Raw genomic sequence first — 13701 nt, 5'->3', positions numbered from 1 at the left:
GGGGCATGGACGATTTACCAGCTGAAATCCTTGGCTTTGGCCTGGTCGATCAAGGTGATGTCCACTGGAATGGAGGCCGGCACTTGCGAGCCCCACTTCTTCGCCAGGGCAATGCCCAGGGCGAGGCGGACCTGGTCGCGGGGGTATTGGGCCGAGGTGGCGATGAATTTGCTGCCGGGTTTCTGGATCGCCTTGATCGCTTCCGGCGCGCCGTCGACGCTGACCAGCTTCACGTCCAGGCCACTGGCTTCGATGGCCGACAGAGCGCCGAGGGAGCCGTTGTCATTCACGCTGAAAATGCCCTTGAGGGTGGGCTGGGCCTGCAGCATATTCTCGGTGACGGTCAGCGCCTGGTCACGCTCCTGCTTGCCGTTCTGGATGCTGACAATCTTGATGTCCGGGTGCTTCGCAACGGCCTCTTTGCAACCGCGCACACGCTCCAGGATCGGCACCACGGCGATGCCATCGAGGATGGCGATATTGCCTTTGTTGCCGATGTTCTTGGCCAGGTATTCACAGGCCTGGAAGCCGGCGTCGAAGTTTTTCGAACCGACGAAGGAATCGAGCGGGCCATCCGCCTGGGCGTCTACCGCGACCACCACCACACCAGCGGCGTGGGCGGATTTGACGGCCGACTGCACGCCCACCGAATCGGTGGGGTTGATCAGCAGGATATCGATGCCTTTTTGCAGCATGTCTTCGACGTCACTGACCTGCTTGGACACGTCATGGCGGGCGTCGGTGATGATCAACTTCGCGCCGATGGTCGCCCCGGCTTCTTCCAGGGCGTTTTTCATGGTGACGAAATAGGGGTTGTTGATTTCCTGGAAGGACGCGCCAATGCGGATCGGATTGCCAGTGTCGGCAAACGCCGGGGAAGCGGTGCCGAGGGTGATGCTTACAGCCAATAAACACAGGGTTTTCGGAAGCATTTTCATGGCATGGTTCTCTGTTTTGTTTTTATTTTTAGAGCAAATGTTATCGTTAACATTTTGCGAGAAACTAGCAAGGAAATTAGGCAGGCGCAAGGGGCCGCTGGTCGGTCGCCCCCACATTAGAGTTATGTGCTACGCAAAAACTCGCACAAGTTCGAGTAGCAACTAAGCTCATCCACCAACAATAAAAATACCGAGCTGCCCGCCATGCGCCACCCCACCGAGACCTTTCGCGTCCGCTACCGCGCTAACGTCGCGCCCCACTACAACCCCTGGCTTCACGCCAGTTTCGTGTTCGGCTACGGCGTTGCCTGCATCGCCCTTGCGTGGTCATCCACCGCCCACATATCCACATTGCAATGGCTGACAGTGCCTTTGACGCTGGTGTTCTTCAACCTCTGCATCTACCTGGTGCACCGCCACCTCGGCCACCATAAACATGCCTTGACTCGTTTGTTCTACGCGCGCCACACCGGCGATCACCACAGCTTCTTCACCCCCGGCCACATGACTTTCGACAGCCCGAGGGACTGGCGCGTTATCCTGTTCCCGGCCTGGCTGATCGTGTTGCACAGCCTGGCAATCACCTTGCCCGCCTGGTGGCTGCTTCAGCAACTGAGCCCCAACGTCGCCGGGCTGTTCGCCGGGTGCATGATCCTTGGGTATTTACTTTACGAAGTGTTTCACGCCTGCGAGCACTTGCCCGCCAATCACCCGCTGGCGCGCCTGCCGTGGATCCGCCAGATGCACCGGCTGCACGCCCTGCATCACCGCCGTGAGCTGATGCAGGGGCGTAATTTCAATATCGTGCTTCCCCTGATGGACTACCTGTTCGGCACCCTGCACTGGGAACCGCCTCCCCACAACAACCAGGAATCCACATGAGTACCCGCCCAACAAAACTGCGCCATCTGCTGTTTGTGCTGTTTCTGGCAGTGATCGCCTTTCTGCTATTAATGCCAACCAAGGTGCAACCGGTGAATTGGACGCCGCCCAAGGCGCCCTCGATGAAAGACGGCCCCTACGCCGAAAACCAGCGTCTCAAAGGTGTGCAGAAAATCGGCGCCCAGGACATCGCCGGGCCCGAGGCCTTGCTGCTGGATGCCCAGGGATTTCTGATCAGTGGCCTGCATGACGGACGCATCATCCGCACCTCGCCCGACAGCCGCAGCCTGGAAGTGCTGGCCAATACCGGCGGTCGCCCCCTGGGCATGGCGCTACACCCGGATGGCCGCTTGATCATTGCCGATGGGATCAAGGGGCTGCTTGCACTGGATGCCCAGCGCCAACTCACCATCCTCAGCACTGGCGCCAATGACCTGCCGTTTGGCTTCACCGATGACGTCATCGTGGACGCCAGCGGACGTTATGCGTACTTCAGCGATGCATCCAGTCGCTGGGGTTATGGGCAGGACGGTGAAGCGGTGATCGAGCATGGCGGCGATGGTCGGCTGCTGCGCTATGACTTCAGCAACGGCAACACCGATGTGTTGCTGGACCAGCTGCAATTCGCCAACGGCGTGGCGTTGGGTCCGAATGAAAACTATGTGCTGGTGAATGAGACCGGCGCCTATCGCATCAGCCGTTATTGGCTCAAAGGCGAACGAGCCGGCACCCATGATCTGTTCATCGACAACCTGCCCGGCCTGCCGGACAACCTCAGCTTCAAAGGCAGGGACCGTTTCTGGGTGGCGCTGTACTCGCCGCGCAATCCACTGCTGGACAGCTTTGCCGGCTACCCGCTGCTGCGCAAGGTGATGGTGCGCGCGCTGATGGTGGTGCCCAAGCCGATCGAGCGCAAAGCCTTTGTGCTCGGGCTGGATACCGAGGGCAAGGTCATCGCCAATTTGCAGGACGGCAGCGCAGGGAATTACTCGCCCATCACCACCGCTCGGGAGTATGGCAACTGGTTGTACCTGGGTTCGTTGAAAAGCACGAGCATGGCGCGCGTGCCGTTGGCGCTGGCGTTGGCGCCCTGACGCAAAAAGGGCACACAGGCGCTCGGCCTGTATGCCCTCATTGCTTGCGGCTACACGCGTTTAGCTCTTGGTGCTGCTGAGCAAGGTTTGCTTGCACAGGTGACCAAAGCTGACGAACTCGGTGTTTTCACCGCCGACGCCAATGCCTGGGTATTCCAGCACCTCCATGCGCCACACGCCGTAGTTGAAGTCGGTACGCCAGGTGTTGTTGTAGCCCTGGGAGTAATCGACAAAGGTGGTCTGGAAGTCACCGGCGCACGTGCCCACGTTGATCGTGCCACCGGCTTGGCCGGAGCTGTCGGTCGCCGCCGAATACGCCTTGTAGACGATATTGCCGGTGTCCGGGTTGATGTGCTGGTCGAGATAAACAATCGGGTGCAGCCCCACCAGTGGCGCGCCGGTGCTGTCGGACAGGTTCATTTTCCAGGTCAGGTTTCGATAAGCCTGGGTGGTCATGTAGCCGTAGCCCACATCAGACGCGGAATACGGGATGCGCAACACGTTGGCCTCACCTTTCATATCCGGGTTGTCGACACGTGGGTTGGAACCAAAGGACAGGGTGTATTTACCCGTCGCGCTCCACGGCTCGTTCGGGTGCGGGTTCGGGCGCACCCGCACCTTGACCACACCGCCCACACCCGGACTCGGGATCGACGTCGAGACGATATTGGCACCTACGGTGACCCACTGGCTGCCATCGAAGCGCTCAAGGATCCATTTGCCACGGGTGCTGCCGCTGGCGGCATCGGCCGACAGGGCAATGCCCACGCTCTGGCCACGCACGGCGGTGAAGTCGAAGTAATCGACATCATCGAGGCTGTCGGCGTTGCCGCTGATGTAGTTCAGGGTGTCCGGCAGTTGAAAGGCAGTGTCCGGCGTGTCATTCGGTTCGAAGGCATCGATATTGGCATTGACAGCCACACCGAACTGGAAGCTCGAACCCGAGACAGCCGCATTGGCTTCCATGAACCAGTAGTAGTCACCCGCCGGCAATACGCCGCTGAGGCTTTCGTCACCGGTACCGGGGTTATTGGAAGTGCCCAGCGGGATCGGATTGCCTTGGCCATCGTCCTGGAACAGGGTCAAGGACATGTCGGTACCGGCCGTCTGGCCGACCAGCAGCGCATTGATCCGGGCCGTCTGCGGCAGGTTGAAGTGGTAGCACAGCAGGTCACCGGTTTGCACACCATTGACCGCGTACAACTCATTCACGTCCAGCGTGGTTTCACAGCCTTGGACCAGCGCCGCTTGCACGGCGGTGGCTGGCTGAGCGCCGGCTTTCTTGACCTGGGTTACCGGGGCAGGTGCGCTGTGGTCTTCCACCACCGAGTCGGCCTTGGCCTTCGCGGCGAACATCGGCTTTTTCAGTTGGGCGCCTGCGTTCAGTTGCTTTTTCAGCGCCGCCGAAGCCTTGGTGGCCGGGACTTTGCCAGCGGCTTTCAGGCTTTGCTTGATGTCAGGTTTAACGGCTTGCGCAGCCAGGTGAGGGTATTGCTCGGCCTGGGCAAAGGCCGAAACGAAGCAGGAGGCCGCCATGGCCGCGCCCAGCATAAAGGCTTTTTTCGATTTCATTTTTTATCCATCCATAGTTAAAAAGTGAAGCTCAGGTGACATCCGGTCACCTGGGATGGAATCTAGCCAATAACTGTATGCATGTCCAGTATTTTTAATGGAAAATCATTTCCTATGGAATGGGGATATCGCACCACCAGCGCCAGAAGGTCCAGACTGCTGTTGCGACGGCCAAAATGTGCAAAAGGTAATAGGGCCACACCATCCAACGCTTGAGCGCTAAAGGAACAGAAGCGAGTTCGGCCTCGGTCACAACACCGGCTTCCACATGACGCTTTGAGTCTGAAAAGAATTCAGAAATCAGCAACATGCGAAATTGCCTGTCGATCCACCGGTTTCGGCTCCAGAAGCGCTTGTTGTTGCGGGCCCTTTCGTTTTCACTGAAGTAACTTTCCACCTCGTCGAGCTTTTTATATTTGGCAAAAACCACCACCCCCAAGACAAAAAACAACCAAACAAAAAGCACGACTGAGTAAACGAGAAAAAAATCCACGATCAGGCCTCGGCTAGGGCAAAGGCCGAAACGAAGCAGGAGGCCGCCATGGCCGCACCCAGCATAAAGGCTTTTTTCGATTTCATTTTTTATCCATCCATAATTAAAAAGTGAAGCTCAGGTGACATCCGGTCACCTGGGATGGAATCCAGTCAACTACTGCATGCACGTCCAGTGTTTTTAATAAAAATCAATTCCTATGGAATGGGGATATCGCACCACCAGCGCCAGGCGCCCCAGAAAAGCGTTGCGATTAACCAAATGAACCCCAGGTGATAGGGCCACACCACCCAACGTTTAAGCGCTAAAGGAACCGAATCCAATTCGGCCTCAGTCACAACACCGGCTTCCACATAGCGCCTTGAGTCTGAAAGGAACTCAGAAATCAGCATCATGCGATATTGCCTGTCGATCCACCGGTTTCGGTTCCAAAAGCGTTTATTGTCTTGGACCTTTTCGTTTTGGAGGAAGTAGCTTTCTACCTCATCGAGTTTTGTATATTCGGCAAAAAGACCTAACCCCAAAACGACAAACATTCCAGCAAAATGCACAATGGTGAAGGCAAGAAAAAACGACACGGCTAAGCTCCCTCTGGCACGAAGATCACATCCCCGTTGACCTCGTGGATCTTTCCACCCCAGAACGCACCTTCATGAGCAAGAGCAGAGCCTACCGCCTGCCCTCCGGCAGCGCCCCCGATAATTGCGCACGCAAGCTCACCGCGCCCTTTCATCGCAATACCCAAAAACATGTGACAGCCACGGATCGCAAGTTTTGCACCATACTTCCCCCCGACAGCAGCACCCGCCACTGAACCCACCAACCTCCCCGTCTCCACATACTTCGCCCTCCGACACTGCGCCTCCCTCCCCGTCACACACGCCTCCTTGATCTCCAACCCCGCCGCCCCCGTATCCAACACCAACCCCACATAAGTCCCTTTACCCAACCACTTCGACATCTGCGTCATCTCCCGGATCCGCTGCGCATACCCCGCGATCTCACCCTTGTGCAGATAACTCTTGGTCGAAATCCCCAATACCTTTTTCAACGACTCATTGCCCCGCAATCCCGTACCAAACCGCGCCGCACCCTGCAGCTGTACATCCAAGCGTCGAAACAACGCCTGGCGCTGCAGGATAAACATCGCCCTGTCCAAACGACCGTCTTTCAACCGCTGATGCAGCCGCTCGATTTCTTCCAGCGTTTGCGCCACTTCATTCAAGTGCCGCGCCCACGCCGATGTCGCGCTGCCGATACCCATCGAGCCATTCGCCAGGAAGCTCTGCAGCAAGTCATAGTTCTCGAGCAACACCGTGCCGGCCGCGGCATTCAGCTCCAGATTTCGGCGGACTTCTTCGGCATGGCGCATCAGCCAGGCTTCCTCGACCGAACAACTCACGCTGTGGCTGTCGGGAATAATCACCAGTTGGCCCTGAGCCACAAAGCCAGTGCGCAAATGCCGGTTCAACACATCAAAATGGTCGGAACGCTGGCGGCTCAGGGCGCCGCCCATCAAGCGGATTTTCAAGCTCTGGTAGTCCGTCGCGCGGTCGTTGATATAGCTCTGCGCCATGCCCTACATCCAGGATGCAATAGAGATGGCGTCGAAATATAAGCAAGCGCCCACGCCCCGAACACAAGTCCAGGGGGGCCGATTCACATTTGGGAAGTTACCTACACAGCGAAGAAATAGAGCCTACAAAAACCACGCTAATATCCGGTCATCTCCAGATAACCTACCCCACCGTCAAACTGCACCGGCCCTTCCCAGTACGGAATACTCAGGTTCATCCAGGCTTTGGGGTTGACGGCCTGGGGGGTGATATCCAGCTGTTTGCCAGGAATTTTCAGCGACCAGCGTGTAGGAATGTTGCGGCCGTCAATGTGGGTGGTTTCCAGCGGTGTCAGCTGGATATCCGCGTTGTGCAGGGTTTGCGTACGCCCTTCGTGATCAATCCAAGTGCCGGTCATATACGACGCACCGTCGGTTTGTCGCACACGAAACAGCATCAACTGCTCGCCACGGTCCAGGTGCAGCGAGAACCAGTCCCAGCCGGTCTGGCTGGCGGTCAGCGGTTGGCTGCTCCACTCGCGGTCGAGCCAAGCGGCGCCGGTGACTTGATAGGTCCTGCCGTCGATGCTGACGCTGCCCTTGGCGTTGAAAAACGGCTGGCTGTAGTAGTACGACGCTTGGCCCTGGTCGGATTTGCGGCTGTAGCCGCCGTCGCCCTGCAGCACCAATGGGCGACTGGAAGTGAGGTGCACGTCATAGGCGAATTGCGCGCCGTTGGCCTTGAGCTGCATGTCCGCCAACGCGCTCGCGGCACCGGGGCGGGTGGCGAAACTCCAGTCGTCAATCCAGGCGTTGAACGGCACCGCCTGGACGCCGGCCTGGCCGACGCCACCTCGGGCGTAGCGCTCGGCGGCGTAGTGGTGGGTGGCGGAAGTGACAGCGGCGTGCCCAAGCCAAATGGTCGAGTCGTGCCAGCCCGCTTGCGTCGGCCCGGCCTTGAGGGCGTTGCGAAACAACGTCCATTGCACGCCGAACACATTGCCTTGTTCATCCTTGAGGTTCGCGGTGACGTACCACCATTCAATGCGAAAGCCGGCGTGGGAACCATGGTCTTCGGGGAAGCTGAAGACTTTGCCGGGCACCACTTGGGCGAAATCTGCCGCGTCACTGCCAAGCCCGGCAAAGCTTTCCTGCGGCTCTGGGACTTTGTCGCAAGCGCCCAATAACACTAAAAACGCCCACAACAGGCACTTAATCTTCATTGGCAAACGTCCTCAACAAATCCGCCGGGCGGCTGCGGTACAACTGCCACAACGGCCAGGCCGAGGCCAGCAAGGTCGCAAGCATCGCCAACCCGAGCAATTGAGCCAGCTGCCACGGGAACACCTGCAACGGCAAGCGCCAACCAAAGGCCTGCACATTGATCACGGCGTCCAGGCACCACGCCAACAGCAGGCCGAGCGGCACAGCCAGCACCAGCGTGAGCACCGCCAACAGCCAGGTCTGGCCGAGGTTGAGCAGCATAAGTTGCCGACGCGTGACACCCAATGCCCACAGCGGTGCAAGTTGGCCAAGGCGGCTCTGGCTCTGGGTCAACAGGCTGATAAACAGCGCGACACCGGCCACGCCCAACGTCAGGCTGTTCAGCGCGGCCGTGGCGGCGAAGGTGCGTTCGAACACTTGGCTCGACCAACCCTTGAGTTGCTGTTGATCGATGATGCGACTGTCTTCCAGGGCAAAGGCGCGTTGCACCTCACGCACCAGCGGCGCCACGTCCGACGGTGAAACCCGCAGGTTGAAACGCGCCGGTGACAGCGTCGGCCAGTGGGCCAACAGGTGCTGGGCATTGACCAACACGTGGCCCTTGGGGTTGCCGTAATCGGCGTAGATCCCCACCAGTTTGGGCGCCCATACGCCGTGTGGCGTGGGGATGCTCACGCTATCACCGAGCTGCACACCGAGCCTGCGCGCCAATTGCTCGCTGAGCATCAAGGTATCGCCTCGCTGCAACTGGTCCCACGGAGCATCCGTCGCCTCAAGCAACGGCCAGTGCTGGCGATAGGTCGGGTCGTCGACCACGCCAAACAAGTCCGCCGGCCAGCCCTGCAATTGCACCGCGACCTGCCAGGTGGGCAACACCGTTTGTACCAACGGGTGTTGCGCCAGCCAGTGACTGAGCTGCTGCGCCTGCGTCGGGTTTTGCGGGTTGAGGTACAGCTCGGCGGTGAGACGCTGCTCCAGCCAGTTATTGAATGTGTGACGAAACCCCGAGGTCATGGAACCCGCGCCAATATTCGCGGCCAGGGCCAATAGCAATGCCATCAGCGCAAGACTCAAAGCCGGCAACTGTTGGCGGCAGTCCGCCAAAAACCATTGGCCGAGCACCGAACGGCTGCGCCCCAACACGGCCTTGAGCAGGCCATTGAGCACCACCGGCAAACCGAGGGCAGCGCCAAGCAACAAGGTGGCCATCAGCACAAAGCCGGCGGCCAGGCTATTGCCCACCCACAGCGCCAGCACCGCGATCAGCAGCGCAGCACTGGCCACCCAACCTTGACGGCGCAACCAGCGTCCGTGCGCCTCATGCCAGGCCTGGGCGTTGGCCAGCGCCAGCAATGGCAGGCGCGCCGCCCGCCATAAGCTGCTGGCGCCAGCGAGCAAAGCGCCGAACAAACTCAAGCCCAACCCCGCGCCCCACCACCACGGGCTCAGGTTTAACTGCCCCGCCACCTCGGCGCCATACAAGCCGCGCAGGCTGGCCGCCACATCCGGCAGCAGCAGACTGGCCAGCAGGTAGCCGCTCGTCACACCAAGCACGCCACCCAACAATGACAACACGCCGAGTTCGACGCTCAGGCTGACGATCAACATCCGCACGCTGACCCCGCAGGCACGCAAGGTACGCAACAGCCCGCGCCGCTGCTCCAGGGCCAGGCCGATGGCGGCGTGCACAATAAACAGCCCCACCACAAACGACAGGAAGCCCAGCGCATCGAGGTTCAGGTGAAAGCTTTCGGTGAGGCGCGCGAGGTTGTTGTCCTCGCCCTGCTTGAGTTGCAATCCGGCGGGCGGCGTGGGGTGGCCGGCGGCAAAAGCCTTGTCCACCAGCAGGCGCGACAGGCGCTCGGGCATCTCCAGCACAGGTTGGGCAAAACCAATATCGGTGAGCAGCAAGCCGGGTGCCATATCCGGTTGGGCTTGCAGCGGCGGCAGTGTATGACCGCTCAAGGTAGTCGGCTGCTGACCTTCGTACAGCCCTAGGCTCTGCAAGGTCTGCGGCGCGATCCAAGTGCGCCCCGGCGGCTCGAAAAACGCCAGCATCTGCGCCTGGCTCAAGCGCTGACCCGCCACCGCACCACTGCCGGGCAACGACACCGGGTCGATGCCCATCAACTGCAAGCGAACATCTTCCAGCCCCTTGAGCTGCAAGCGCCCCTGCACCACCGGCGACACCGGCCACCCGGCACGACGCAGCTGGGCAAACACCGCCTGCGGGAAAGCGGCCTCGTCAGGTGCACTGAGGCTGGCCTGCGGTTCACCCCCGATCAATTGGCTGGCGCGGGCATAGCTGTCGCGCGCCTGGCTGTTGAGCGCTTGCACGCCAATCAACAGCGCGGTGGCCAGCCACAGGCCGGTGAGCACGCTGAAGAACTGCACGGGATGCCGCCGCCAGTGGCTGAGCAGCGCGCGTAATGTCCAATAAAAAACCGCCATCTCAAGCGGCGCCTGCCGGTACGACACGGCCGCGGTGCAGCACCACCTGCCGGTCCAGCCGTGCGGCAATGCGCGGGCTGTGGGTGACCATCAACAGGCTGGTGGGGCTGTCGCGCAGCAAGTCGAGCAGCAGTTGCAGGACTTCATCGCTGGTGGCTTCGTCAAGGTTGCCGGTGGGTTCATCGGCCAACAACAGGCCCGGCCTTGACGCCAATGCCCGCCCCACCGCGACCCGTTGCTGCTGACCACCGGAGAGTTGTTCCGGGTAGCGCTTGAGCAGATCACCCAGGCCCAGGCGTCCCACCAGTTGCGCCTGCCACTGGGGGTCAAACCGCCCCGCCAGCCGCGCCTGGAACGCCAGGTTGTCCTCGACCCGCAAGCTGCCGATCAGGTTGAACTGCTGGAATACCAATCCGATTTGCGTACGCCGCCAATGGGCCAGTTGCGCCTCGCTGAGCTGATCGAGGCGCTGCTCACCCACCTGGATACTGCCGCCATCCACCCGATCCAGGCCGGCTACCAGGTGTAACAGGGTGCTCTTGCCGCTGCCCGATTCGCCCATCAACGCCAGGCTGCTGCGCTCGGCCAGGAGCAAATCGACACCGGCCAACACCGCTAACGAACCCTGGGGGGTGGCGTAGCTTTTAGACACTCCTTGCACCTGCAACATGGCAACACTCGTTTGATGGGCGGCAATCGAGAATAACGGTTGCGGCTCCCAGCCACGCAAATTTTTCACATTGATTTCACCGGCTGCCCACTCACTGCACTTTAAATTGCCGGCCATGGGTCATTCGTCGGCAACTTGTTAGTTGCCACGCCTGACAACTTTTAACCACAACATGTTCAGCGAAAAGACAGCCCACCTGTGACAGCCTCCGGCACCACTACGGGCATTCGCCAACACGTTGCGACCAACTAACACGACACTGCCAACAATGCCCATGGTGAATGAAGTGGTTGACCTTACCCTGACCAAACCGCGCTCACGCCGGGCCTTTATCAAACGCCTGCGACCGCTATGGCTGGGGCTATTCGTGGTCGGTCTGCTGGTCGCCGGCAACCTGCTCTGGCACGCCTCGCCACGCGACCTGGGCGTCAGTGATCGCCTGCTGACGTCCCACGTGCTGCCCCTCTGGCGCGACGGTGACCTGATCGTGCTGGTGCGTCACGAAGAGCGCTGCGACCGCTCGACCAACCCTTGCCTGGGCCCCGTGGAAGGCCTGACGATCAACGGTAGCCAACAGGCGGAAACCCTGGGCAACGCCTTTAAAACACTGGGCATGGAGGGCAGCGACGCACTGGCCAGCCCCGCGATCCGCACGGCTCAGACGCTGCGCTTCATGTTTGGCAAAAACGAAGTGACCTCCGGCCAGCAAGCCGTCTGCGGCGCGGCGATGGGTGAAGAACTGCTCAGCCACAAAACCCCAGGACGCAACCTGGTTTTCGTCACCCATCGCGGTTGCATTGCCGACTTCGAAGCCACCCTGGGCTTTCCCCACGCCACGTTCCCCCAGTACGGCAGTGCACTGTTCGTACAGGTATTGCCCCACGGTAAATTCAAGACCTTGGGCATCGTCAACAATCCCGACTGGCCCGCCGCGCTGAAACAACTCTATTAACTTACCCTTCGGCCTGTTCAGCAAAAAGACAGCCCTGCCCTGGCATGTTTAGTTGCGCCTTTTCATTAAGGACGACATGACTATTTCCCGTAACTCAGTGAAGGCTGTGGCTATTTCCGTTATTACTTCATTACTTCAAACATCCGCCACTAAGCGTCAGGGAGCGACGTGCTCATGAATCGATTAAAGCCCCTGCCGGTAGTGTTGCTGGCCTTTATCGCGTTTTACCTGTTGCCTCTGGGCCTGCACGGCTTGTGGACCCCGGACGAAACCCGCTACGCCCAGATCAGCCAGGAGATGCTGCAAAGCGGCAACTGGGTGGCGCCGCACTTCATGGGTATCCGCTACTTCGAAAAACCCGCCGGCGGCTACTGGTTGATCGCCCTGGGCCAGGCAGTGTTTGGCCAAAACCTGTTCGGTGTGCGCATCGCCTCAGCCGTGGCCAGCGGCCTGAGCGTGCTGCTTGCCTACCTGGTTGCCCGCCGCCTGTGGAATGATCCGCGCAAAAGCTTCGCCTGCGCCTTGCTCTACCTGAGTTTCGGCCTGGTGGCCGGGCAAGCGGGCTACTCCAACCTTGATCCGCAATTCACCTTGTGGGTCAACCTGAGCCTGGTCGCCCTGTGGTTTGCACTTGAAAGCGCCACGACGCGTGCTCGCCTATTCGCCTGGGCCGTGCTGGGCCTGGCCTGCGGCCTGGGTTTCCTGACCAAAGGCTTCCTGGCCTGGGCGCTGCCAGTGCTGATTGCAGTGCCCTACATGCTCTGGCAACGCCGCCTGGGCGAGTTGCTGCGCTATGGCCCGCTGGCGATGGCGGTTGCGGTGTTGGTGTGCCTGCCGTGGGCGCTGGCGATCCACCTTCAGGAACCCGACTTCTGGCGCTTCTTTTTCTGGAATGAACACATCCGCCGCTTCAGCGCCGACAACGCGCAACACGTGCGTCCGTGGTGGTTCTTTCTGCCGATCATCGCGGTGTCTTGCCTGCCGTGGGCAGGTCTGCTGCCCGCCACCCTGTGCAAGACCTGGCAGGAAAAGCGCCAGCCGGCGATCACCTTCCTGGCCCTGTGGTTGCTGCTACCGCTGGTCTTTTTCAGCCTGAGCAACGGCAAGCTGCCGACCTACATCATGCCGTGCCTGCTGCCCCTGGCATTGCTGATGGGGCATACCCTGGTCGACCTGATCAGCACCGGCCGCGCCCGCACAATCTGCCTCAATGGCCTGCTCAACTTCGTGATCGGCATGGTCGCCATGATCGGCTTGATCTACCTGCAAATCGCTCGGCCGATTTACAGCAACAGCCATGCAGAGATGTTCAGCCTGTCCCTGGCTTTTATCGTGTTACTGGTTTGGATCCTCGCCAACTTGTTGCAAGCGTTTCGCCCGCTGACGTTGTGGGCAATGCCGGTGCTGGGCATCGGCCTGCTGGTGACCCTGCTGCCAGCGAGCATGCCGGCGTGGATCGCAGATAACGAAATGCCCGACCCGTTCGTGCTCGAACACCTTGAAGAATTGCAGCAGACCAACGCACTGTTGAGCAATGAACTGAGCAGTGCCAGCGCCCTGGCCTGGCGCCTGAAACGCCCGGAAGTGGCGCTGTATGACACCGAGGGCGAGCTGCGCTACGGTTTGCAATACGCGGGGGCAGTACGTCGCAAAGTCGAATTGGAGGACGTACAAACCTGGCTCAAGGACGCGCGCCAGCGCGGCTCGGTAGGCGTGCTGATGCGAGTCAACAGCACCAGTGAAATGCGTGAGGCAGGGCAACTGCCGCCTGGGGGCAAACGCTACCACAAGGGTTGCCTGGAACTGATCATCTACCCGAAATCGGCCTGAGGGCGGCATTGTGGATAACTGAACGCGGTGATCCTGCTGC

Annotated in this window: 12 protein-coding genes; 4 read left to right on the top strand and 8 right to left on the bottom strand. The window is 60.1% G+C overall.

Features of this window, described 5'->3' with window-relative positions; all coding sequences use genetic code 11:
- Positions 1-14 precede the first annotated feature (14 nt).
- Positions 15-938: a substrate-binding domain-containing protein gene (locus tag AACY52_RS11815; protein ID WP_339438271.1), complete on the bottom strand. Its 924-nt coding sequence runs from the start codon at positions 936-938 to the stop codon at positions 15-17.
- A gap of 204 nt (positions 939-1142) precedes the next feature.
- Between AACY52_RS11815 and AACY52_RS11810 the strand changes: the two genes are divergently transcribed.
- Positions 1143-1820: a sterol desaturase family protein gene (locus AACY52_RS11810; RefSeq protein ID WP_339560512.1), complete on the top strand. Its 678-nt coding sequence runs from the start codon at positions 1143-1145 to the stop codon at positions 1818-1820.
- Positions 1817-2914, top strand: coding sequence for an SMP-30/gluconolactonase/LRE family protein (locus AACY52_RS11805; protein ID WP_339560511.1), 1098 nt, complete (start codon positions 1817-1819; stop codon positions 2912-2914). The genes AACY52_RS11810 and AACY52_RS11805 overlap by 4 nt, the downstream gene beginning before the upstream one ends.
- 60 nt (positions 2915-2974) lie before the next feature.
- Here the strand turns inward: AACY52_RS11805 and AACY52_RS11800 are convergent, their stop codons facing one another.
- The 7 genes from AACY52_RS11800 to AACY52_RS11770 form a co-directional block, all read right to left on the bottom strand.
- The gene (locus AACY52_RS11800) at positions 2975-4486 is read right to left on the bottom strand and encodes an acid shock protein (RefSeq protein ID WP_339418035.1); all 1512 of its coding nucleotides are present in this window, start codon (positions 4484-4486) and stop codon (positions 2975-2977) included.
- A 112-nt stretch (positions 4487-4598) separates the two neighbouring features.
- On the bottom strand, positions 4599-4979 hold the full coding sequence (locus AACY52_RS11795; RefSeq protein WP_339437192.1) for a hypothetical protein: 381 nt from the start codon (positions 4977-4979) through the stop codon (positions 4599-4601).
- Positions 4980-5176: 197 nt separating this feature from the next.
- Entirely contained in the window at positions 5177-5557 is a 381-nt protein-coding gene (locus tag AACY52_RS11790; protein WP_339437191.1) for a hypothetical protein, read from the bottom strand.
- 2 nt (positions 5558-5559) lie between these two features.
- Positions 5560-6555, bottom strand: coding sequence for a hypothetical protein (locus AACY52_RS11785; protein ID WP_339560510.1), 996 nt, complete (start codon positions 6553-6555; stop codon positions 5560-5562).
- A 137-nt stretch (positions 6556-6692) separates the two neighbouring features.
- The gene (locus tag AACY52_RS11780; RefSeq protein ID WP_339427873.1) at positions 6693-7757 is read right to left on the bottom strand and encodes a lipocalin-like domain-containing protein; all 1065 of its coding nucleotides are present in this window, start codon (positions 7755-7757) and stop codon (positions 6693-6695) included.
- Complete coding sequence (locus AACY52_RS11775; RefSeq protein WP_339418043.1) at positions 7747-10209, bottom strand: FtsX-like permease family protein; 2463 nt, start codon at positions 10207-10209, stop codon at positions 7747-7749. Before AACY52_RS11775 ends, AACY52_RS11780 begins: the two co-directional genes overlap by 11 nt.
- Before the next feature lies 1 nt (position 10210).
- Positions 10211-10879 carry an ABC transporter ATP-binding protein gene (locus tag AACY52_RS11770; protein WP_339418045.1) on the bottom strand — a complete coding sequence of 223 codons (669 nt, stop codon included), beginning with the start codon at positions 10877-10879 and terminating at the stop codon, positions 10211-10213.
- Between the two features lie 274 nt (positions 10880-11153).
- Here AACY52_RS11770 and AACY52_RS11765 point away from each other — a divergent pair, with 274 nt between their 5' ends.
- Positions 11154-11831, top strand: a complete 678-nt coding sequence (locus AACY52_RS11765) for a histidine phosphatase family protein (RefSeq protein ID WP_339560526.1) — start codon at positions 11154-11156, stop codon at positions 11829-11831.
- Between the two features lie 174 nt (positions 11832-12005).
- Complete coding sequence (arnT, locus tag AACY52_RS11760) at positions 12006-13661, top strand: lipid IV(A) 4-amino-4-deoxy-L-arabinosyltransferase (protein WP_339418046.1); 1656 nt, start codon at positions 12006-12008, stop codon at positions 13659-13661.
- Positions 13662-13701: the final 40 nt, after the last annotated feature.

Origin of the sequence: Pseudomonas sp. EA_65y_Pfl1_P113, assembly GCF_963970525.1 — a bacterium.
Lineage (GTDB): Bacteria > Pseudomonadota > Gammaproteobacteria > Pseudomonadales > Pseudomonadaceae > Aquipseudomonas > Aquipseudomonas tritici.
Note: the sequence above shows the minus strand (reverse complement) of the source record. Positions and strands in the feature narration are given on the sequence as shown.

Coding starts and splice junctions, on each gene's coding strand:
- AACY52_RS11815 (WP_339438271.1), bottom strand. CDS start 938: ATGAAAATGCTTCCGAAAACCCTGTGTTTATTGGCTGTAAGCATCACC.
- AACY52_RS11810 (WP_339560512.1), top strand. CDS start 1,143: ATGCGCCACCCCACCGAGACCTTTCGCGTCCGCTACCGCGCTAACGTC.
- AACY52_RS11805 (WP_339560511.1), top strand. CDS start 1,817: ATGAGTACCCGCCCAACAAAACTGCGCCATCTGCTGTTTGTGCTGTTT.
- AACY52_RS11800 (WP_339418035.1), bottom strand. CDS start 4,486: ATGAAATCGAAAAAAGCCTTTATGCTGGGCGCGGCCATGGCGGCCTCC.
- AACY52_RS11785 (WP_339560510.1), bottom strand. CDS start 6,555: ATGGCGCAGAGCTATATCAACGACCGCGCGACGGACTACCAGAGCTTG.
- AACY52_RS11780 (WP_339427873.1), bottom strand. CDS start 7,757: ATGAAGATTAAGTGCCTGTTGTGGGCGTTTTTAGTGTTATTGGGCGCT.
- AACY52_RS11775 (WP_339418043.1), bottom strand. CDS start 10,209: ATGGCGGTTTTTTATTGGACATTACGCGCGCTGCTCAGCCACTGGCGG.
- AACY52_RS11770 (WP_339418045.1), bottom strand. CDS start 10,879: ATGTTGCAGGTGCAAGGAGTGTCTAAAAGCTACGCCACCCCCCAGGGT.
- AACY52_RS11765 (WP_339560526.1), top strand. CDS start 11,154: ATGGTGAATGAAGTGGTTGACCTTACCCTGACCAAACCGCGCTCACGC.
- arnT (WP_339418046.1), top strand. CDS start 12,006: ATGAATCGATTAAAGCCCCTGCCGGTAGTGTTGCTGGCCTTTATCGCG.